General features: G+C 46.2%; 22 protein-coding genes, 1 rRNA gene and 2 other annotated features (1 of these 25 only partly in view). All 23 genes read left to right on the top strand.

What is annotated here, in order from left to right:
- Window positions 1-10, top strand: a binding site (T-box leader) (it extends 259 nt beyond the left edge of the window).
- A 157-nt stretch (window positions 11-167) separates the two neighbouring features.
- Window positions 168-2,837, top strand: a complete 2,670-nt coding sequence (locus WH46_RS21605) for a valine--tRNA ligase (RefSeq protein WP_046228332.1) — start codon at window positions 168-170, stop codon at window positions 2,835-2,837.
- A 10-nt stretch (window positions 2,838-2,847) separates the two neighbouring features.
- Complete coding sequence (locus WH46_RS21600) at window positions 2,848-4,224, top strand: bifunctional folylpolyglutamate synthase/dihydrofolate synthase (RefSeq protein WP_046228331.1); 1,377 nt, start codon at window positions 2,848-2,850, stop codon at window positions 4,222-4,224.
- Between the two features lie 6 nt (window positions 4,225-4,230).
- Window positions 4,231-5,604, top strand: coding sequence for a UDP-N-acetylmuramate--L-alanine ligase (murC, locus tag WH46_RS21595; RefSeq protein ID WP_046228330.1), 1,374 nt, complete (start codon window positions 4,231-4,233; stop codon window positions 5,602-5,604).
- Between the two features lie 184 nt (window positions 5,605-5,788).
- A complete protein-coding gene (locus tag WH46_RS21590; protein ID WP_017814076.1) occupies window positions 5,789-6,031 on the top strand; it encodes a DUF4321 domain-containing protein in 243 nt (80 codons plus the stop codon).
- Window positions 6,032-6,072: 41 nt separating this feature from the next.
- Window positions 6,073-6,681 (top strand): Maf family protein, encoded by a 609-nt coding sequence (locus tag WH46_RS21585; RefSeq protein ID WP_046228329.1) that lies wholly within the window; start codon window positions 6,073-6,075, stop codon window positions 6,679-6,681.
- Between the two features lie 27 nt (window positions 6,682-6,708).
- Complete coding sequence (gene radC, locus WH46_RS21580; RefSeq protein WP_017814074.1) at window positions 6,709-7,398, top strand: RadC family protein; 690 nt, start codon at window positions 6,709-6,711, stop codon at window positions 7,396-7,398.
- A 39-nt stretch (window positions 7,399-7,437) separates the two neighbouring features.
- Window positions 7,438-8,472, top strand: coding sequence for a rod shape-determining protein (locus WH46_RS21575; RefSeq protein WP_017814073.1), 1,035 nt, complete (start codon window positions 7,438-7,440; stop codon window positions 8,470-8,472).
- 59 nt (window positions 8,473-8,531) lie between these two features.
- On the top strand, window positions 8,532-9,404 hold the full coding sequence (mreC, locus tag WH46_RS21570; protein ID WP_197088308.1) for a rod shape-determining protein MreC: 873 nt from the start codon (window positions 8,532-8,534) through the stop codon (window positions 9,402-9,404).
- On the top strand, window positions 9,404-9,934 hold the full coding sequence (gene mreD / locus WH46_RS21565; RefSeq protein WP_017814071.1) for a rod shape-determining protein MreD: 531 nt from the start codon (window positions 9,404-9,406) through the stop codon (window positions 9,932-9,934). The genes mreC and mreD overlap by 1 nt, the downstream gene beginning before the upstream one ends.
- A gap of 101 nt (window positions 9,935-10,035) precedes the next feature.
- On the top strand, window positions 10,036-10,704 hold the full coding sequence (locus WH46_RS21560; protein WP_017814070.1) for a septum site-determining protein MinC: 669 nt from the start codon (window positions 10,036-10,038) through the stop codon (window positions 10,702-10,704).
- Window positions 10,705-10,707: 3 nt separating this feature from the next.
- On the top strand, window positions 10,708-11,502 hold the full coding sequence (minD, locus tag WH46_RS21555; protein ID WP_046228327.1) for a septum site-determining protein MinD: 795 nt from the start codon (window positions 10,708-10,710) through the stop codon (window positions 11,500-11,502).
- A 6-nt stretch (window positions 11,503-11,508) separates the two neighbouring features.
- The gene (locus WH46_RS21550; RefSeq protein WP_046228326.1) at window positions 11,509-12,651 is read left to right on the top strand and encodes an FtsW/RodA/SpoVE family cell cycle protein; all 1,143 of its coding nucleotides are present in this window, start codon (window positions 11,509-11,511) and stop codon (window positions 12,649-12,651) included.
- A 212-nt stretch (window positions 12,652-12,863) separates the two neighbouring features.
- Window positions 12,864-14,111 carry an Rne/Rng family ribonuclease gene (locus tag WH46_RS21545; protein WP_046228325.1) on the top strand — a complete coding sequence of 416 codons (1,248 nt, stop codon included), beginning with the start codon at window positions 12,864-12,866 and terminating at the stop codon, window positions 14,109-14,111.
- A gap of 55 nt (window positions 14,112-14,166) precedes the next feature.
- Window positions 14,167-14,248 (top strand) — a sequence feature (ribosomal protein L21 leader region).
- Window positions 14,249-14,262: 14 nt separating this feature from the next.
- Complete coding sequence (rplU, locus tag WH46_RS21540) at window positions 14,263-14,574, top strand: 50S ribosomal protein L21 (protein WP_017814066.1); 312 nt, start codon at window positions 14,263-14,265, stop codon at window positions 14,572-14,574.
- A 13-nt stretch (window positions 14,575-14,587) separates the two neighbouring features.
- Window positions 14,588-14,923, top strand: a complete 336-nt coding sequence (locus WH46_RS21535) for a ribosomal-processing cysteine protease Prp (RefSeq protein WP_046228324.1) — start codon at window positions 14,588-14,590, stop codon at window positions 14,921-14,923.
- A gap of 17 nt (window positions 14,924-14,940) precedes the next feature.
- On the top strand, window positions 14,941-15,252 hold the full coding sequence (gene rpmA / locus WH46_RS21530) for a 50S ribosomal protein L27 (protein WP_017814064.1): 312 nt from the start codon (window positions 14,941-14,943) through the stop codon (window positions 15,250-15,252).
- A 215-nt stretch (window positions 15,253-15,467) separates the two neighbouring features.
- Complete coding sequence (locus tag WH46_RS23945; protein WP_082208489.1) at window positions 15,468-16,310, top strand: Spo0B domain-containing protein; 843 nt, start codon at window positions 15,468-15,470, stop codon at window positions 16,308-16,310.
- Window positions 16,311-16,390: 80 nt separating this feature from the next.
- Window positions 16,391-17,701, top strand: a complete 1,311-nt coding sequence (gene obgE, locus WH46_RS21520) for a GTPase ObgE (protein WP_017814062.1) — start codon at window positions 16,391-16,393, stop codon at window positions 17,699-17,701.
- A gap of 221 nt (window positions 17,702-17,922) precedes the next feature.
- Complete coding sequence (locus tag WH46_RS21515) at window positions 17,923-18,360, top strand: ACT domain-containing protein (RefSeq protein ID WP_017814061.1); 438 nt, start codon at window positions 17,923-17,925, stop codon at window positions 18,358-18,360.
- Between the two features lie 106 nt (window positions 18,361-18,466).
- Window positions 18,467-19,756 (top strand): homoserine dehydrogenase, encoded by a 1,290-nt coding sequence (locus WH46_RS21510; protein WP_046228323.1) that lies wholly within the window; start codon window positions 18,467-18,469, stop codon window positions 19,754-19,756.
- Window positions 19,757-19,768: 12 nt separating this feature from the next.
- The gene (gene thrB / locus WH46_RS21505) at window positions 19,769-20,767 is read left to right on the top strand and encodes a homoserine kinase (protein ID WP_046228322.1); all 999 of its coding nucleotides are present in this window, start codon (window positions 19,769-19,771) and stop codon (window positions 20,765-20,767) included.
- A complete protein-coding gene (gene pheA, locus WH46_RS21500; protein ID WP_046228321.1) occupies window positions 20,764-21,645 on the top strand; it encodes a prephenate dehydratase in 882 nt (293 codons plus the stop codon). Before thrB ends, pheA begins: the two co-directional genes overlap by 4 nt.
- A gap of 792 nt (window positions 21,646-22,437) precedes the next feature.
- Window positions 22,438-22,590 (top strand): 16S ribosomal RNA (locus tag WH46_RS21495); the annotation flags it as partial.

The following is a 22,590-nucleotide window of genomic DNA, read 5'->3' as shown; positions in this document are numbered from 1 at the left end:
CGTCCTTTGAGACGAAGGGCTTTTTTTGTTGACCTGGCCTTACTGGAGAATAACTGCCCAACCCCATCATACACGGTTTATACGCAGGCACGGCAGCCGCAACAGGCGGCTTCGTACATGCAGAGAGTGTACACATTTACTTATATGATAATTATGGAGGGAACTGTATGACAGAACCAAACACGAATCCGGCAGGAACATCCATGCCGACAACGTATGACCCCAAATCGGCCGAGCGCAAATGGTACGATTACTGGATGGAAAATGATTTCTTCCGTGCAGGCCAGCGTCCGGATGCACAGCCGTATACGATTGTAATCCCGCCGCCTAACGTAACAGGTATGCTGCATATTGGTCATGCACTGGACTTTACCCTGCAAGATATTATGATCCGTACCAAACGGATGCAGGGCTATGATGCTCTATGGCTGCCGGGCTCCGATCACGCCGGTATTGCTACACAGACCAAAGTAGAGCAGAATCTGCGTGCTGAAGGCATTACCCGTCATGATCTGGGACGTGAGAAGTTCGTAGAGAAGGTATGGGAATGGAAAGATAAATATGCACAGACGATCCACGAACAGTGGGCCAAAATGGGCTTTTCCCTGGATTATTCCCGTGAGCGTTTTACACTGGATGAAGGTCTGTCCAAAGCAGTACGCCAGGTATTCGTAAAATTGTATGAAAAAGACCTGATCTATCGCGGCAAGCGCATCATTAACTGGGATCCTCAAGCCCGTACAGCGCTGTCCGATATCGAGGTTGAATATAAAGAAGTAAATGGTCACCTCTATCATCTGGAATATCCACTCAAAGATGGTAGCGGCTCGATCACTGTAGCTACCACACGTCCCGAAACGATGCTGGGCGATACAGCAGTAGCCGTTCATCCCAAAGATGAACGTTACAAGGATATGATCGGTAAAATGCTGGTGCTTCCAATTATCGGACGCGAAATTCCGGTAATTGCCGATGATTATGTAGATCGTGAGTTCGGTAGCGGCGCTGTGAAGATTACACCTGCGCATGATCCGAATGACTTTGAAATGGGTCAGCGTCATGATCTGCCACAGATCGTAGTTATGGACGAAGGCGGTATCATGAATGAGAATGCCGACAAATACGAAGGCATGGATCGCAGTGATGCACGCAAGCAAATCGTCAAGGATCTGCAGGATGCTGGTGTACTGATTCGTATCGAGGATCATGTTCACCAGGTAGGTCACAGCGAGCGCTCCGGTGCGGTAGTTGAGCCGTATCTGTCTACCCAATGGTTCGTAAAAATGAAGCCTCTGGCAGACGCAGCTATCGAAGCACAGCGTAATGGTAAAGGAACCAATTTTGTACCGGATCGTTTTGAAAAGACCTATTTGAACTGGATCGAAAATGTACGCGACTGGTGTATTTCCCGTCAATTGTGGTGGGGACATCGTATTCCGGCATGGTACTGTGAAGAAACAGGAGAGATTATTGTATCTGCCGAAGATCCAAGCAATCTGCCTGAACATGCAGGCAAAACGCTGCGTCAGGATGATGATGTATTGGATACATGGTTCAGCTCGGCACTGTGGCCGTTTTCCACACTGGGCTGGCCGGACGAGACAGCCGATCTCAAGCGCTACTATCCAACCGATCTGCTCGTAACCGGTTATGACATTATCTATTTCTGGGTAGCTCGTATGATCTTTACGGCTATCGAGTTTACCGATCAAATCCCGTTCAAGGATGTACTGATGCATGGTCTGGTACGTGCCTCCGATGGCCAGAAAATGTCCAAATCGCTGGGTAACGGCGTAGATCCACTGGAAGTTATCGAGCAATACGGCGCAGATGCTATGCGTTACATGATCTCGACTGGTAGCACGCCAGGACAGGATCTGCGTTTCCGCTGGGAACGTGTAGAGCAGTCCCGTAACTTTGCCAACAAAATCTGGAATGCTTCCCGTTTTGCACTGATGAACATGGAAGGATTCACGTTTGAAGATATCGATCTGACTGGCAATTTGAGTACGGCAGACCGCTGGATTCTGCATCGTATGAATGAAACGGCACGCGATATTACACGCCTGATCGATTCTTATGAATTCGGTGAGACCGGACGCTTGCTGTACAACTTTATCTGGGATGATCTGTGTGACTGGTATATCGAGATTGCCAAGTTGTCTCTGTACGGAGAAGATGCAGCCGCGAAGAAAACAACACAGTCCGTATTGGCTTATGTACTGGACCGCACGATGCGTATGATTCATCCGTTTATGCCGTTCATTTCCGAAGAAATCTGGCAGCATCTGCCGCATGAAGGTCAGACGATCACACTGGCAGCATGGCCGGAATTCGATCCTGCACTGGAAAACAAAGCGGCGGAGGAAGAAATGAGTCTGCTGATCGATATGATCCGTTCTGTACGTAATATCCGGGCGGAAGTAAATGTACCAATGAGCAAAAAAATCGAACTGCTGGTAAAAGCAAATGATCAAAAGTCACTCGATATCATCGAGTCCAATGCTCATTATATTCAGCGTTTCTGCAATACATCCGAATATCAATCAGGTCTGGATCTGAATGCACCAGACAAGGCAATGTCTTCTGTAGTAACCGGTGCGGAGCTCTATCTGCCACTGGCAGGACTGCTGGATATCGGTCAGGAAATTGCACGTCTTGAAAAAGAAGTGGCTACACTCAACTCTGAAGTGGAACGCGTGGAGAAAAAGCTGTCCAACCAGGGCTTCGTATCCAAAGCACCAGCGAAAGTTATCGAGGAAGAGCGTGCCAAGCAGGCTGATTATTCCGACAAGCGCGACAAGGTTCTTGCCCGTATTGCCGAACTGAAAGGTTAAGGTGAACGTGATGGAATATGAAACTGCGGAGGGGCAAATTGCCCCTCTACATACCTACGAACAAGCGGTGGAATGGATTAATAATCTGATCCCCTTTGGCATTCGTCCGGGATTGGAGCGGATCGAGCAGCTAATGCAGCTGCTCGGCAATCCGCATCGCAGACTGAAATTTATTCATGTAGCAGGCACCAATGGCAAAGGCAGTACCTGCGCCTTTCTCACCCGGGTACTGATTGAATCCGGTTATGATGTGGGTACATTCACTTCGCCGTATATTACCAAGTTCACCAACCGGTTTCAGTATAACGGTAAGGATATTCCCGAAGAGACACTGCTTCGCGTAGCCAATCGGCTGTACCCGCTCGTTCAGGAGATGGCAGCGACCGAGCTTGGTTCTCCGACCATGTTCGAAGTATCGACAGCGCTGGCTATTGTATACTATGCCGAAGAGTGCTATCCAGATGTCGTCGTTTGGGAAACTGGTCTTGGCGGACGCATGGATGTAACCAACATCGTGCATCCTATCGTATCGGTGATTACGAATGTAGGTTATGATCATACCGATATTCTCGGCGATACGCTGGAATTGATTGCCGGGGAAAAAGCAGGTATTATCAAGCCGGGTGTTCCGGTCGTAACCAGTGTGGATCAGCCGGAAGTTATCGAAGTGCTTGCCCGCAAAGCCGAAGACTGCCGCACAACGATGTATCTGGCAGGCCGTGATTATACAGCAGAACGGCTGCAGGGTGATGCCCATAGTCAGTCTTTCCATTTCCAGGGACCATTCCGCGAAATGGATATCGAGATTGGCATGCAGGGCGATCATCAGTGTGCCAATGCGGGACTGGCGATGATGACACTTGAAGTGCTTCGTCAGTATATGGCTTTTGTGCTGGATGATGAGCCGCTTCTGTCCGGATTCCGTCATACGTTCTGGGCCGGCCGCCTGGAAAAGGTGTCGGATGAACCACCGATCGTCTTGGATGGAGCACATAATCCCGAGGGAGCTGCTTCACTCGTGAAGAGTATTCCCCAGACCTATACGTACAACAAGCTGCATATGCTGGCAGGTATGCTGGAGAACAAACAGCATGAACCGGTATTTCGTCATCTGCTGTCCATTGCGGACACGCTGATTCTGACTGAACCGGATTTTAGACGTAAAATGGATGCGGACAGACTCTATGATCTGGTCCGTCAAATACAGCAGGACATGAACAAAACGGAAGTTGAGATTATAGTGGAACGTGATTGGAAGCAGGCATTAGAGCTGCTGAAGTCACGCACAGAACGGGAAGATCTTGGGGTCGTTACCGGAACACTGTATTTAATTTCAGATGTAAGAGCGACTCTTTTGCATCAATCCGATTCTGAAAAGGGCTGGTGAGACATAATGAATAAGACAGAACATGTACATTTTATAGGCATCGGCGGTTATGGTATGAGCGCCATTGCCAAAGTACTGCTTGAAATGGGATATAAGGTAACCGGTTCGGATGTGGCCATGAGCGCACTGGCAGCCAAGCTGGAAAAGCAGGGTGCGCAAATCCATATCGGACACGATGCAGAGAAAGTACACGGTGCCGATCTACTCGTTTATTCTTCGGCGGTTGCGGATGATGATGTGGAACTGGTAGAGGCAAGACGCCTGAATATTCCTGTACTGCACCGTTCCGAGATGCTGGCGCGTTTGCTCAACGAACGCAAAGGAGTAGCGGTTGCCGGAGCACATGGCAAAACAACAACATCTTCCATGATCGCACTGGTGATGGAGGAGTGCGATGCGGACCCGACGTATATTATCGGCGGAGAGATCGTAAACCTTGGTACCAATGCCAAAGCAGGCAAAGGCGACTATGTTGTTGCCGAAGCGGATGAAAGCGACGGTACATTCCTGCAGTATCATCCTACAATTGCAGTGGTAACCAATATCGAAGCAGATCATCTGGAAAATTACGATGGCGATTTTGCCAATATCAAGGCAGCCTATGTCCAATTTCTTAGTCAGCTGCGTCCGGGCGGCAAAGCAATTGTGAATGCAGACGACGAGAATATTCGTGAGCTGCTGCCGAATATCCAGGGCGATACCATCACGTTTGGTATTCAGGAACCGGCAGATTACACGGCCGAAGATATTCAGCCGGATGACCGTAAAATTTCATTCCTTATGAAATATCAGGGAGAGACGCTGGGTACCGTACAGCTGTCCGTACCAGGTATCCATAACGTATACAATGCCATGGCAACGATCATTTCCTGTCTGGAAGCGGGACTTTCCTTTACTGCTGTAGCGGCAGCGATTGTGCGTTTCCAGGGAGCGAAGCGCCGTTTCCAGGTTATTGGCGAAGTAAATGATGTGCTGGTTGTGGACGATTATGCGCATCATCCGACCGAGATCGAAGCGACACTGCAGGCTGCACGGGCAACCGGCAAAAAGATCATTGCGATCTTCCAGCCGCAGCGATATTCCCGTACATTCTTCCTGCTGGATGAATTCAGCCGTGCTTTCAGTGAAGCGGATGAAGTGATCATTACGGACATTTATGCGCCAGCAGGCGAGAAGCAGATCGAAGGGGTTCACTCTTCACGTCTAGTTGATTTGATCCGTGAAAACAGTAACAGCAATGCTCATTATATAGCAGACAAAGAAGAAGTAATTACTGCACTTTCGTCCCGTATGGATCCGGGTACCCTGATCATTACCATGGGTGCAGGCGACATCTGGAAAGTATCAAAAGCACTCGCAGAACAGCTTGAATCAGTGTAATAAGCGAACTGGTTATTCTGCCGCAAGGCACCATGCAGGCATGATTTTATCAAAAGACTGTCTTCGGACAGTCTTTTTTGACGGGATTTTCAGCAAAATACAACTCTTTTCTTTTTTGTTTGTATTGCTGTAAGAATCAACGTATAATAATGTGGTGTCAAATTAAAGGCAGGGGAAAGACGGCATGAAAAAAAACGCAGGAATATTAATCTTGTTTTTGCTGCTGGGTTGGCTGATTGGCGAATGGATCGCCACACTGCTGGAACCGGTAGCCATTTTATCTTTTTTGACCAAGTCAACAACCATTGAATGGTCTCCCAGTGCCAATTTGAACATTATACGCTACAACATTGAGCTTCATCTCAAATTGAGCCTGCTCAGTCTGCTCGGGGTAGTAGCCGCGATATGGCTGTACCGCAGACTCTGAATCATTTAAAGATGACATTGTAAAAGGAGAGGGCCTTTCTTATGAGTAGAGAATCTCAGCGTCGTATCATACTGGCGTCCGCTTCTCCACGGAGAAAGGAATTGATGGCCTCTTTACAGCTGGAATTTGAAATCATGCCCAGTGAAGCCGATGAATCCGTACCCGGAGATTGGTCTCCGGAACGTATCGTTACTGAACTGGCACTTCGTAAGGCAAACGCTGTATGCGAACAGTACTCTGCACAGGTAGCCGATGCGGTTGTTGTCGGCAGCGACACGATTGTGGTGCTGGATGGTCGCATATTTGGCAAGCCGGAGAATGAGGAACAGGCGGCAGCCATACTGCAGTCTTTACAGGGACGTAGCCATTACGTGTATACCGGAATTGCTTGTATCGATACGGCGACAGGCCGCACGCGTACGGATTACCGGCACACGCTTGTACATATGAAACCTCTCACATCAGAGCGGATTCAAGCTTACGTACGCAGCGGTGAACCGGCCGACAAGGCTGGTGCCTACGCGATCCAGGGACTCGGTTCCACATTGGTGGACCGTATTGAAGGCTGTTATTTTACGGTAGTGGGTCTGCCTGTTTCGCTGCTCAGCGATATGCTGGAGGAATTTGATATATCTGTTCTTGGTTCTTAATTTTGCGATAGAGAAGAGGAATACCTGATGGAGGCGCCACAATATCGTTTGCGTGATATTCCTCTCGAAGACCGTCCGCGTGAGCGGATGATCAGTTATGGAGCCGAGGCGCTTAGCCATGCAGAACTGCTGGCTATTTTGCTGCGCACCGGTACAAAAGACGAGTCTGCTATTCATCTGGCGACGCGAATTTTGCAGCAGGTGGGCACGATCCGTCAGCTGGTAGACCTTACTATCGAGGAATTGACCGAGATCAAGGGAATTGGAACAGCCAAAGCGATTCAGATCAAAGCTGGAATTGAACTCGGCAGACGGATCAGTCGTACCGGCAAAGAAGATGCGCTGGTGATCCGCAGTCCGCGTGATGCTGCCGATTTACTTATTGAACAAATGCGTTATTTGCAAAAAGAACATTTTGTATGTTTGTTCCTGAACACCAAGAATCATATTATTTCCCAGGAAACGTTGTCGATGGGAAGCCTCAATGCCTCTATTGTTCATCCGCGTGAAGTGTTCCGTGCAGCGATCAAGTGCAGCAGTGCATCTGTAATCTGTGCGCATAACCATCCAAGTGGTGATCCTACGCCAAGTCCGGAGGATATATCACTGACTCGTAGACTGGTGGAAGCAGGGCAAATTATCGGAATTGAAGTACTGGATCATCTGGTCATTGGAGATATGAAATTCGTAAGTTTGAAGGAACAGGGCTTCATGTAATATAATAGTCGAGATTCAGAGGAAAGGGAGTTAAAAGTTATGTTTGGTGGTTTTACGAAAGATTTGGGGATTGACCTTGGGACAGCAAATACACTGGTATATGTAAGAGGTAAAGGAATTGCAGTTAGAGAACCTTCTGTAGTCGCGATCCGTACGGATACGAATACAATCGAGGCTGTTGGCGAATCCGCCAAAAAAATGATCGGCCGTACACCTGGTAATATCCGTGCGATCCGTCCGATGAAAGACGGCGTTATTGCTGATTTTGATACTACAGCTACAATGATCAAGTATTTTATCCGCCAGGCACAAAAACAACGTTCGATGTTCCCGCAGCATCCGAATGTAATGGTATGTGTACCTTCCGGCATTACTGCTGTTGAGCAGCGTGCAGTGGAAGACGCAACCAAACAGGCTGGAGCACGTGAAGCCTACACGATCGAAGAGCCTTTTGCAGCAGCAATTGGTGCTGATCTGCCAGTATGGGAACCTACAGGTAGTATGGTCGTTGATATCGGCGGTGGTACAACTGAAGTTGCTGTTATTTCTCTTGGCGGTATCGTAACCAGCCGTTCGGTTCGTGTAGCCGGTGACGAAATGGATGAAGCAATCATCCAGTACATCAAGCGTCAGTACAATCTGATGATTGGTGAGCGTACATCCGAGCAGCTCAAAATGGATATCGGTTCTGCGATTCCTTTTGAAAAAGTGGAAACAATGGAAATTCGTGGTCGTGACCTTGTAACAGGTCTGCCAAAAACACTGACAATCACTTCCGATGAAATCTCTGAAGCACTGTCCGATACAGTCGCAGCTATTGTAGAAGCGGTTAAAGTAACGCTGGAGAAATGTCCACCGGAACTGGCTGCTGATATTATGGATCGCGGTATCGTTCTGACAGGCGGCGGCGCACTGCTTCGTAACCTGGACAAACTGCTTGCTGGCGAGACAGGCATGCCGGTCATCGTGGCAGAGAATCCGCTGGACTGTGTAGCAATCGGAACAGGCAAAGCTCTGGAAAACATCCATCTGTTCAAATCACGCAGCAGCTCGGCCGTCCGTTCGAAGCGTTAATTTACGGCCATCTATGGTCAACCCCTATCAGGGAAGAATAACCGTTAATTAAGAGGGTGTTGAAACTGTTTAAGCTGCTGGGTAACAAGAAACTGTTTATCCTGCTGGTAGGACTGATTTTATTCATCGCATTAATGGGATATACATTGACCAACCGCACTTCGTTATCCTGGCCTGAAAAAGTGGCCCGGGATACGGTCGGTTTTGTGCAAGGTGTATTTTACAAGCCCGCTTCTTACATAGCGGGCTTCTTTGAAGATATCAGTAACCTCGGTGAATTGCATGAGGAGAATCAGGAACTTAAATTAACTGCTGCGCAGTACATGATGCAGCAGGCAAGCTATAATGATTTGGTACAGGAAAATAAGAGGCTCAAAAAGCAAAACAAATTTACAGAAAACCAGCTGGCCCAGAATCAGTTTGATTTGCATATAGCCAATGTAACAAGTGTCGATAATGACGAAGATACAGGTACTATCATTGTCGATCTGGGCAGCAAAGATGGGGTTCGCAAGGATATGCCGGTCATTTCTCTGCAGGGAATGGTCGGAATCGTCAGCCAGACGAGCAATTATCATGCTACAGTGAAACTGCTCACCACACTGGATCCGCTGGATCCAAACTCCAAGGCGATTGCAGCAACGGCAGTCGGCAAGGAAAATCAGTCCTTTGGTATGGTAGAGAGCTATGACAAGGCAACAGGTATGCTCACCATGACCCAGATCAAAGAAGATGACCCACTGAAAAGAGGCGATACAATCGTATCTTCCGGTAGCGGTGGTCTGTTCCCGAAAGGCATGATTATCGGTGAAGTGATTAGTCGTCAAGTGGGTGACTTTGGTCTTACCAATACGGCGACCATCGATCCGTCAGCCGACTTCAAGAACTGGAAAGAAGTATTTGTGGTGTATACCAAGGAGACGCAGGAATAATGGCGCGTCGGGTGGTATTGCTGCTGCTGTTATTTCTGGTCTTTATCTGGGAAGGGACGATTATTCCCTGGTTAATACCCGACTTTCTGGATACCCGGCTTGTACCTCATCTGGCCTATATTCTGATCCTGTTTGTATCCATTTATTATCATCGTCATACAGCGCTCGCACTCGGCCTGATTTTTGGTCTGCTGCATGATGTGGTCTTTTATGGGGATATGATTGGTGCTTATGCTTTTGCCATGGGATTGTCGGCATATGTGCTGGGACTGCTGTTCCAGTCGCCTCGTGCACCTTATCCGCTGATGATGACAGTAGTATTGATCGGCAGTCTGCTGCTGGATCATCTGCTGTACGGGATCTATCTGGTATTTGGTCTGACACGCGAACCTTATGCATGGGCACTCGGACATTATATGTTCCCGAATCTGCTGCTGCATTTTATCTTTGCATTGATCATCTTTGTGCCGGTACGTCAGCAGCTGGAGAAGGTTGCCAAACTGCGCAGACGTGCAGCAGAAGAAGAATAAGATCAACGTACGCTGCTATGGAAAATGCTGCTTAATTTGCAGTTCAGGCAGGAATTCCCGCCACCGGCGCGAACTGATAGTAAGGTGGGGGTGACCGAAGAATGGCTGTAAGAGCCTCAAGATATGTAACCATTAAGGGAATCAAAGACGGATTAACTTTCCAGTTTGATGATAAATGTGATTTTGAAGAGCTGGTTAACGATTTGCGTTTTAAGCTGGAACATACTCATCAGAACATTCTGACCGGTCCACTGGTACATGTGGATATCCGAACAGGTGAACGCGAGATGACGGAGGAGCAAAAGGATACCCTGCTGGATATATTGAGCCAAAAGGGTAATCTGCTCGTCCGCTCTTTTGAAGAACCGCCTGCACCGGAGCCAGAAGTACCGGACCGGAATGATGTGAAAATTCTCACTGGTATGATCCGCTCGGGACAAGTACTTCATCATGAAGGCCCACTGCTTTTTCTGGGGGATGTCAATGCAGGGGGTACAGTAATCAGCACAGATGATATCTATATACTGGGTGCACTGCGCGGAATGGCGCATGCAGGTATTGATGGAAATGAAGATGCTGTTATTGCCGCTTCCTTTTTTTCTCCGACACAGCTCAGAATTGCGGATCGAATCAGTCGGCCGCCTGACGAAGGAGAGAATCGGGAATCCCACATGGAATTCGCCTATCTGCAGGATGGAATCATGAAAATCGATAAAATGGCAAATATGGCCCGGCTTGGCCGGGATTTTAACGTGTTTAAAGGGGTGTAGTACATGGGAGAGGCTATTGTCATCACTTCAGGCAAAGGCGGAGTAGGAAAGACAACCACTTCCGCAAATATTGGTACCGCGCTCGCGCTCCTCGGCAAAAAAGTCTGTCTGGTCGATACAGATATTGGTCTGCGTAATCTGGATGTTGTAATGGGACTGGAAAACCGGATTATTTATGATCTATGTGATGTAGCCGATGGTCGTTGCCGTCTGAACCAGGCGCTGGTCAAAGATAAACGTTTTGATGAGTTGTATATGCTGCCTGCCGCACAGACCAAAGACAAGAACGCGGTCTCACCGGAACAGGTAAAAGAAATCATCGAGGAACTGAAAAAGGATTTTGAATATGTCCTCATTGATTGTCCTGCCGGAATAGAACAAGGATTCAAAAATGCAATTGCCGGAGCGGACCAGGCCATAGTGATGACGACACCTGAAAATGCTTCTGTTCGTGACGCTGACCGTGTCATTGGTCTATTGGAAAGCTCACATATCAGTGCTCCCAAGCTAATCGTAAACCGGATTCGCCACAGTATGGTGAAATCTGGGGATATGCTGGACATTGATGAAGTGCTGCAGGTATTGAATATTGATCTGCTGGGCGTTGTACCAGATGATGAGCTGGTAATCAAGGCAGCTAACTCCGGAGAGCCTACTGTAATGAATCCTGATTCCAAAGCCGCTATTGCCTACCGTAATATTGCCCGCCGAATCCTGGGAGATACGGTACCTTTAATGCAGATGGATCAGAAAAAAAGTGCATTTTCTCGCTTTAAGAAGTTTTTTGGAATGGGTTGATGGATTTTGCTTAACAAGTTCAAAAAGCTGGACTGGGGAATTATTACCCTGCTCGGCGTATTTATGGTGTTCAGTACGTTGCTCGTACGCAGTGCGATTGCCCCGGATCCCAAATTTCATGGTTATGATATCCGTACACTGATATTTTATGGGATTGGACTTTTGGTTATGTTTGCAGTCAGTATATTCGATTATCGTATTTTACTACGTAAACACTGGTATTTGTATGGAATAGGGATTGTATCTTTGCTGCTGCTGTACCCTTTTGGTTCGGAGATTAATGGTGCCAAAAGCTGGTACAACTTGCCTGGATTCCAATTCCAGCCGGCAGAGATGGTCAAAATTGTTGTTATTTTAACAACCGCTTATCTGCTTGGCAAACGTGATGGTGATCCACTTCGTTTTCGTTCGGATTTGCTGCCGACCGCATTAGTCGTTTGTATCCCATTTTTTATTGTTTTGATTCAGCCCGATCTGGGAAATGCAATTATTTATTTGATCATCCTGGTAGGTATGCTCTGGATTGGTAACACCAAATATACGCATGTCATTATGGGACTTACTGTTGTTATTGGTGGGCTGATACTGGTAGTTGTATTGTTCACGACCTTTAACCAGCAGATTCATGATTATTTATATCAGAACAACAAGGCTCACTGGTATGAACGGATTAATACTTTTGTTGATCCGACAAATGCCTCGGATGATGCAAAACATCAGTCCAGCTACGCCAAGATTGCAGTCGGTTCAGGCGGACTGTTTGGTGACGGCTATATGCAGGGCCAGCTAAAAAACAATAAATTTGTTCCTTATCCGTACTCCGATTCGATCTTTGTTGTTATTGGCGAAGAATTCGGATTTGTCGGATCGTCCATTTTGCTCGTTATCTATTTCCTACTGATCTATCGAATGATACTCATCGCCTTGCAGTGTTATGACAGGCGGGGTTCCTATATTATTGTTGGTATTGTCAGTATGTTTGTATTCCAGATTTTTGAGAATGTAGGCATGATGATTGGATTGATGCCGATCACGGGGATTACACTCCCATTTATCAGTTATGGAGGTACTTCCCTTATACTGAACATGTTCAGTATTGGTCTGGTACTCAGTATTAAGATTTATCAGGAAAAATACGAAGTGGATTAACCGGTACCCAGGTACCGGTTTTTTGTTTGTTCAGAATCAGACATAGAAGACTATCGCAGAAATACGAAGCAGTAGGAATGGTCGTGTTACTTAGTGCTGAACTGAAACCTTTTATAACCGCCTGTCGTCTAGAAAAAGAGATATGGTGATGAAAATAACAATATGCCATAGACAGCGACAGCTTGTTCAGAAAACAGAGGTGGGACCCAATAATGAAGCAGATGATAGTAAGTTGTACATCCAAAGAAATACAGATGGCACTCCTGGATCAGGGCCAGCTGGTTGAATTTGCTTCAGAACATTCATCTGGTAAAGGGATTGCCGGTAACTTTTATAAAGGGAAAGTCATGAATGTACTGCCTGGTATACAGGCGGCATTCGTTGATATCGGTCAGAAGAAGAACGGTTTTTTATATATAGACGATGTACTGCATCCCCATATGGACAAACAGCCTTTAATCAAACCCAGTATCGCTGATCTGATCCGTCCTGGACAGGATATTATTGTTCAGGTAACCAAGGAACCAGCGGGTACCAAGGGTGCCAAACTAACTACCCATTATTCACTGCCGGGTCGCTGGGTCGTCTACATGCCAGAGGCAGATTATATCGCAGTCTCCAAAAAGATCAGCATCGACGAAGAACGCCAGCGATTAAAAAGACTTGGTGAAGAGCTGCGTCAAGGAGAAGAAGGATTGATCCTGCGTACCATATCCGAAGGAGCACAGCCTGAAGCGATTGCAGCTGATATCCGGCAGCTGCGGGAGACATGGAAGCGTATTGTCAGTCGTTCAGATCATGGTGCACCACCCGTAGAGCTGCACCGCGATCTGGGAATTGTGGAACGCATGATTCGGGATGTATTCAATCCACAGGAAGATCGTTTTATCACCGATCAGGTGGATTGCGCTGATCAGGCTTCGGAATTTATCAGCACACTGACTCCATCGGGATCACCACTTCCTGTAGAGACATACAGCGGACAGGAACCGCTCTTTCAACATATGGGCGTGCAGGAACACTTGCATCGCGATTTCCAGCGCAAAATCTGGCTGGATAATGGCAGTCATATTATCTGGGATCAGACCGAAGCGTTAACGGTTATTGATGTGAACACCGGCAAATTTACAAGTGGCGCTACCCTGGAAGAGACGGTGACCCACACCAATATACAGGCAGGCGAGAAGATTGCCAGGTTGCTGCGTTTGCGTGACACGGGCGGGATTATTATTGTGGACTTTATCGATATGGACAGTGAGGCTGGCCGCCATGCAGTAATTGAAGCAATGGAGAAAGTTTTGTATCAGGATCGTACCAAGACGCATATTGTCGGCTGGACTCGACTGGGAATGCTGGAAATGACTCGCAAAAAAGCACGCGAAGAAACAGCCAGCATGATGTACAAAACCTGCAGTACATGTCACGGAACCGGCAAAATTGCATCCCGGATAAAAGATTGATTTATTGATTTGGCTGTGCTACAATAATTTGGTATGTGTCGGGTATTACTCCTTTCACATGCTGCAACCGCTCCGATCGGGTATAAGTTCATGGGTATTCCCTATGGCACCTGGATCAGGCGAGTCTGAGACATGAGGAGGTGCAAGGAGAATGTACGCAATTATCGAAACAGGTGGTAAGCAATACAAAGTGCAAGAAGGCGATGTATTGTTCATCGAGAAGCTGGACGCTACTGATGGCGACAGCGTAACTTTTGACCGCGTTCTGGCTGTATCCAAAGAAGACGGTCTGGTAACTGGTTTGCCGCTGGTAGAAGGCGCTAGCGTGACAGCGAAAGTTGAAAAACACGTTAAAGGCCAAAAGGTTGTAGTTTACAAATACAAACCTAAAAAGAACTACCACGTAAAACAAGGTCATCGTCAACCATATACTAAAGTGACTATCGAGAAAATCCAAGCATAAGAAGGTGCGGTAATTGGTTATCGTACGTATTGAGCGTCATGAAGATGGTACAATTGATGGTTTTTCATCACGTGGACATGCAGGATACGCCGATCATGGAGAAGATATTGTGTGTGCAGCTATTTCTGCCGTTACGGTAGGTACAGTGAACTCCATTGAAGCTCTGACCGGTGTAGAAATGAAGACCAAGATGAAGGATGGTTTTCTGAGTGCACGTTTGCCGGATCTTCCGGAAAACAGCCCTAAGGAACAGGTTCAGTTGTTGCTGGAATCGATGCAGGTTATGCTGGCTAGTATTGAAGAGTCTTACGGAGAGTATATCAAGATAAAGCAAGTCACATTAACGTAAAAAAGGAGGTAGACAACATGTTGAAGCTTAATTTGCAATTGTTCGCTTCCAAGAAGGGTGTAGGTTCCACAAAGAACGGACGTGATTCCCACTCCAAACGTCTTGGTGCAAAACGTGCAGATGGTCAGTTCGTAACTGGTGGTAACATTTTGTTCCGTCAACGCGGTACTAAAATTCACCCAGGAACAAACGTGGGCATCGGTAAAGACGATACACTGTTTGCAAAAGTTGACGGCGTCGTGAAATTCGAACGTTGGGGCCGTGACCGCAAAAAAGTGAGCGTCTACCCGGTTGACGTTGCTCCAGTAGCAGCAGCAATCGAACAATAATCCTGTCTACGGACTAGGATCAATAAGCCTCCGGTACATGTTGGTGCCGGAGGCTTATTATATTTATCTACCGTTGAAGAATACAGCAATAGTTAAGTATAATACGGTTATACACATTATTTTCCAGATTATGTTTGAGTTTTGACAATGGTTTCTGGACAATTGTGATATACTTGTTCTTGGTTAAAAAGCCATCGGAAGATTGGAGAGAAACCATGAATCATTTTAGCCGTGTTCCTGTCTTACTGGCTGGAACAATCATCATACCTTTAATCGCAACCTACTGGCTTCATTCGGTAGCAGCTTATATTGTGTTGGTGATTTGGATTGGCGCTGCTTATTGGCTTGGCATTCGTAGTATACAAAGCCAAGCGCAGGAGCAAAATAGCCGTCAGACACAAGAAGTACACCAGCAAATGAAACAGATATTGCAGCAGAATGAGCAGTTAGAACAGGAGATGCTAAATCGTGAACAGGAACGTACACGGTTACAGCAGCAGACTGAGACCACTCATGCTACAGCAATCGAAGCTTTTAGTCATCATCGTCATGATTGGATGAATGATCTTCAACTGCTGTATGGCTATATTCAGCTCGGCAACAGAGACAAGCTCATCGAAAATATTGAGCGAATCAAAGAGCAAATGATGACGGACAGCCGGGTATCCAAGCTGGGTATTCCTTCCCTCGTATTTTATTTGCAGTCCTTCAAGGCGTTAAACCGTGATATTCAGTTAGAAGTAGAGATAGAAGATGGGATCACACTTGCCGACCGGCTTGGAACGGAACAGCGTGAGGAATTGACCCGAGTCATTCAAGAGACGATCTCTGCTTATCAGACAAGCGGAGGATCGTCCTGGGGTGAGTGCCCCACCTTATCAATTATTATCCGGAATGAGGACGAAGAGGTTCAGTTCATATTTGAACCCGAAGAAATCTATCCCGGGCCGGATCAGATCTGGGCAGCGGTCAATCAGTTGATTGCAGGAACGAATATTACCGCTACCCGCCCGGAAGATGATCCTGCTTCTATTTCACTGCATATCTATCCGATTTAGACAGACACATCCGCTGAGTAAGCGGATATTCTCATGAGATAATCATGAGCTAGAGTACTATAAAAGTTGAGGTGCAATCCATGTTTGTAGATAAAGCGAAGATTTTTGTAAAAGGCGGCGACGGTGGTAATGGTACCATTTCGTTCCGTCGTGAGAAGTATGTACCGAATGGCGGACCTGCAGGCGGTGATGGCGGACGCGGTGGCGACGTTATTTTCCGTGTTGATGAAGGCTTGCGTACACTGATGGACTTTCGTTATCAGCGTCATTTCAAAGGCCAGCGTGGTGAAAAAGGCCGTACCAAAAACCAGCATGGAGCAGGTGCAGAGGATACGATTGTACGTATTCCTCCGGGTACCGTTATTATTGATGAAGACAATGGAGAAATCCTTGCGGATTTGACCCGTCATAATCAGGAGATTGTAGTGGCCAAAGGCGGACGCGGTGGACGTGGTAATACACGTTTCTCCACACCGAATAATCCGGCTCCTTATCTGGCTGAAAATGGCGAAGAAGGCCAGGAACGCAATATTGTACTGGAATTGAAAGTTATGGCTGATGTAGGTCTGGTTGGTTTCCCGAGTGTCGGAAAATCCACTCTGCTGTCTGTAGTCTCAGCAGCTGAACCGAAAATCGGCGCGTATCACTTTACGACTATCACGCCTAACCTCGGCGTTGTTGCTGTGGGCGACGATCGCAGCTTTGTTATGGCAGATTTGCCAGGACTGATTGAAGGTGCGCATGAAGGAATCGGACTAGGGCATGAATTCCTTCGTCACGTTGAACGTACACGTGTCATTATTCATGTGGTCGATGTATCCGGCTCCGAAGGACGCGATCCTTTTGAAGACTGGCAAAAGATCAATGAAGAACTGAAGCTCTACAATATTGAACTGGAGAGCCGTCCTCAGATCGTAGCAGCCAACAAAATGGATATGGCCGAAGCACAAGAGAATCTGGAGGAATTCACCAAGCGAATTCGCGAAGTGAATCCAGAAATTCAGATCATCCCTATCTCTTCTCTGACACGTCAGGGAATTCAGGAGCTTCTGTACAAAGCAGCCGATATGCTGGATCAGATGCCTGAAATCGTGACTGTAGAAGAAGTTGAGCAGGTAGCTGAACGTAAAGTCTACAAGCTGGAGAAAAAAGAAGACGAAGGCTTCACTGTACACCGCGAAAACGAGATGTTCGTCGTCGAGAGCAAAAAAATCGAAAATCTCATGAAGCGTATGCAGTTGACTTCAGAAGATGCAATTATGAAGCTGGGACGTACAATGAGACATATGGGCGTCGATGCAGAACTGCGTAAACGTGGTGCCAAAGATGGTACGATTGTACGTATTGGCGAATTTGAATTTGAATTTGTTGAAGGCAGCAGCTATTTCTAAACGTCTATCTCCAATTGCTTGATTATACAGTTACAATGAAATGAATATCAGACCAACCGGAAGCCTTCAGGGTTTCCGGTTTTTTTTGTGGAAAAAGGATTACTCATTGCTAGAGTGCTATTATCTTTCATAGGTTACTGGAAGAAAAGGTTGCCTGACCTGCAGAGTTACTTTATAATGTCCACTATACGAATACATGGGTCTTTGAGGAGAGGACGTTTGTGAAAGAAAAATATTATCTGGTACGGGAAGATATATTACCCGATGCTGTGTTAAAAACAATGCGTGTCAAAGAACTGCTGGCTGCAGGGGAGAGTCGTACGATCAATGAAGCAGTCGAGAAGGTCGGCCTCAGTCGTAGTGCCTTTTACAAATACAAAGATGGTATACACCCGCTCAATAGACTGGAAAGGGATAAAATTATTACCGTATCTTTTGATTTGGATCATCGATCCGGTATTTTATCCCATGTGCTTGGTCTAATGGCTGAATACGGCGGTAATGTACTGACAATTCATCAAAGTATTCCACTGCAGGGAAGAGCCAATGTTGTACTATCTGTGGAGACATCACGTCTGACACAGGATCTGGATACGATGGTAGAGGCGATGCAGAATGTGACAGGTGTCCGTCATATCCATATTATTGGGCAAGGATAATTTCACAATTATTGCTTTTTGCAATGCTTTACAGATAACAGTTAATCCGTACAATGAATAACAATAGTTATGGCAATCTAAATCAGCCCAGGAGGGGAATCAGCATATGAAACCGGTAAAAGTAGGATTATTGGGACTAGGAACTGTAGGTACGGGGGTAGTAAGAATTGTCGAAGGGAACCAGCAGGATCTGAACAGTCAGGTCGGTTCACCGATTGTAATTGAGAAAATTGCTGTACGCAGTGCAGATAAAGCACGTAACATAGAGATTGATGCCGCCAAGCTGACAATTGATCCGTGGGAAGTTATTCGTGATCCGGAGATTGACGTCATTGTTGAAGTAATGGGTGGGATTGATCAGACCAAGGAATATATCTTGGAAGCACTGGAACGTGGTAAGCATGTAGTCACCGCCAACAAGGATCTGATGGCACTACATGGTTCCGAGATTCTGGCCAAAGCTCAGGAAAAGCAGTGCGATGTCTTTTATGAAGCCAGTGTTGCGGGAGGCATTCCTATCATTCGTACATTGATTGAAGGCTTCTCTTCCGACCGTATCGTCAAAATCATGGGGATTGTAAACGGTACTACCAATTACATAATGACCAAGATGAGCCAGGAAGCTGCTTCTTACGAGGATGTTCTCAAAGAGGCTCAGGATCTGGGCTATGCAGAGTCTGATCCGACCAGTGATGTAGAAGGTCTGGATGCAGCTCGCAAAATGGCGATTCTGGGTACACTTGGATTCCGTACCAATGTGGAACTGGATGATGTAGCTGTACAGGGGATTTCTTCGGTGACCAAGGAAGATATTAACTATGCCCGTAATCTGGGTTATGAGATGAAATTGCTGGGAATCGCCACCAGTTCCAATGAACATATTACGATTAGCGTACAGCCAACGATGATCAAACAGAGTCATCCGCTTGCATCGGTCAATGGTGTATTCAATGCCGTATATGTACATGGCGAAGCAGTAGGAGAGACAATGTTTTATGGGGCAGGCGCCGGAGAAATGCCTACAGCCACTTCAGTTGTAGCTGACCTGGTAGCTGTTGTCAAAAATCTTAAACTGGGTGTGAACGGACTCAAGGCAATCGTGCCTTACAAAACCAAAAAGCTGCAAAGTCCTGATCAGGTATTTTACAAAAACTTTATTCTCTTGCATGTGGATGACAAAGCCGGTGTACTTGCTCAGATTACCCAGGTATTTGCCGAATACGATGTCAGCCTGGCTTCAGTCGTGCAGCAGCCTAATGAACACAATCCGGATGCAGAGATTGTGATCATTACTCACCGTGCCAGCAAAGCGAATTTGGATAGAGTGCTTCAGCATTTTGAGGAGCTTGATGTCATTCAGAGAATCAAGAGCGTATACCGGGTAGAAGATATTTAAAGGAGCCATGCAATGATGAGTAATCAGGAATCAGAAAAAGTATACAGCCGTAGAAGCTCTGTGCGTGTAGCCGTACCTGCGAGCACAGCTAACCTGGGCCCGGGATTTGACACACTTGGTATGGCTTTGAGTCTGTATTCCTGGCTGGAATTGAAAGAAGCCGAGCAGACCTCTATTACTCTGCTTGGAGATCAGCTGTATGGAATACCTACCGACAAGACCAACCTGATTTATAAGATAGCACAGTCGGTTTTCGAGAAGACTGGCGTATCGATACCGGAACTGGAAATTACCATGTACTCCGATATCCCGCTGACAAGAGGACTCGGCAGCAGTGCTTCTGCTCTGATCGGTGCGCTGGCTGCGGCCAATGCACTTACAGGTCACCTGTTATCAGATGAGGAATTGCTGAATATGGCTACCGCTTTTGAGAAACATCCTGATAATGTAGGTGCTTCCCTGTATGGGGGCATTATAGCAGCGACATGGGATGGAGAACAGGCCAGATGTATTGGTATTCAGCCGCCGGAAGCCTTGCAGGCTCTAGTCGTTATCCCGGAATTCCAATTGTCTACAACCAAGGCACGTGATGTACTTCCTGCCCAGCTATCTATGGCCGATGCCGTGTACAATATCAGCCGCAGCTCTCTTCTTGTTGCAGCGCTCTCGTCGGGTAAACTTGAAATGATCAGAGAGGCCATGCAGGATCGCTTGCATCAGCCGTACCGTGCTGCACTTATACCGGGAATGGAACCTATTCTGGCACATGCAGCAGAATATGGTGCATTGGGAATCGCATTAAGTGGAGCAGGACCTACCATGATTGCACTTGTTGATCGCCATTCCGCACAAAAACAGCAGTTGGAAAACTATTTGCTGCAGACGATGCAGTCTCATGGAATTGCTGCACAGGCATTATGGCTTGAACCGGTGACCGAAGGAGTTATATACTACTACGATACCGAATCAAGTTCATTTATGGACACCGTCAAAGGAGAAGTACGTCTATGATCCGTATAGCAGCTTTACCCTCGGGTTCTGTCTCTCATGAAGCACTCCTGCATATTATGGGAGAACAACCATTTGAAATTACACATCACAAAATGATTGCCGATGTTTTTATGTCTACAGCGCAGGGAAAAACGGAATATAGTGTGATTCCGATTGAGAATACGATAGAAGGCTCAGTATCTCTGCATATGGATTGGCTGGTTCATGAAGTGGATATACCTATGCAGCTGGAATGGGTATATCCTTCTATTCAAAATCTAATTGGCAATCGTACCGAATTTGTATCGGATCATGAGCAACTGGACTACTCCAAAGTAACTAAAGTACTGTCCCATCCTGTAGCTATGGCACAGTGTCTTCAATTTATTCGTGCAGAGATGCCGCAGGCCGAGCTCGAACATGTAGGTAGTACAGCGGAAGCAGTACAAATGGTTAGTCAGAATCCTGGAAACGGTTGGACAGCAATCGGCACAACGCTTGGTGCTCAAAAGTATAACCTGGATATACTGGCAAGCCGAGTTACCGATCATGATAATAACCATACAAGATTTGTACTGATCGGCAACCAGCCGATATCCGTTGCCAAAAATGCAGATCACCAAAAGACAAGCATATTGGTCACCCTCACAGAAGACTTTGCAGGGGCCCTTCATCAGGTATTGGCTACATTTTCCTGGCGTAAACTAAATCTGTCCCGTATCGAATCCCGTCCAACCAAGAAGAAGCTGGGTACCTATTATTTTTATATTGATGTATTAGACAATAGAAACTCGGTATTGCTAAACGCAGCGATAGAAGAAATTGAAGCGCTTGGCTGTCAGGTAAGAGTACTTGGCTCTTATCCGTGCTATGAGTATAATTTGGTAGCTAAGAGCTAAGAGCTAAGAGCTAAGAGCTAAGAGCTAAGAGCTAAGAGCTTCTGCCTGGTGAATGTATTATGAGATCTTTAAGGGTAATCCTGTATTGGAAAAGGTTCACTTGCTTATGAATGAGCAGGTGAACCTTTTTTATAAGCTGCATTAAAATATTTAATTATTTGATAAGTGAATATATAAATAATCACATCAATAGAGAAGTGACTAATAGCTAAGATAGGGGGGATGCATATTATCAGTATGCAGGATGAACAAAAGGCCTATACAGGTAATAAATATTTCTAAATAAACTTAAATACTAGGAAAGGGGATGATCTTGTAGTGTGGTAAGGTACCAGCATTATAAACTCATAAAAAAGCTAGATACCAAAAGTAGATAATATCAATAAAGGATCTACATTGTGCTTACTAATCCATGGCGTCATAGTAAAGAAATACAGGAAAATAACGAGGACAAAAAAACGAAGAAATAATCCAATAAAAAATGCTTGCTAAAAGTCTAACTGCATGATATATTATAAAAGTTGTCACGAACGAATGACATCAAAATCAGATTAGTAATCATCATACACATCCTTAAAGCAAGTGAGTTTCAAAAAAACTTCTTCAAAAAAAGATGTTGACAGAATGGTTGCTAACATGATAAGATATAAAAGTTGTCACCGAGAGATACGGCGACAACGAAAAAGACTTTGATCTTTGAAAACTGAACAACGAGTGAGTGAAGAACTTCAGTTCTTCAAAATATAGAGAACAGCAATGTTCTCGTCAGCACGAAATGAGCAAGTCAAACACTTTATGGAGAGTTTGATCCTGGCTCAGGACGAACGCTGGCGGCGTGCCTAATACATGCAAGTCGAGCGGAGTCTCAAGGAAGCTTGCTTCCTTGAGACTTAGCGGCGGACGGGTGAGTAACACGTAGGCAACCTGCCCCTCAGACTGGGATAA

The organism is Paenibacillus dauci (assembly GCF_000971985.1).
Taxonomy (GTDB): domain Bacteria; phylum Bacillota; class Bacilli; order Paenibacillales; family Paenibacillaceae; genus Saccharibacillus; species Saccharibacillus dauci.
Note: the sequence above shows the minus strand (reverse complement) of the source record. Positions and strands in the feature narration are given on the sequence as shown.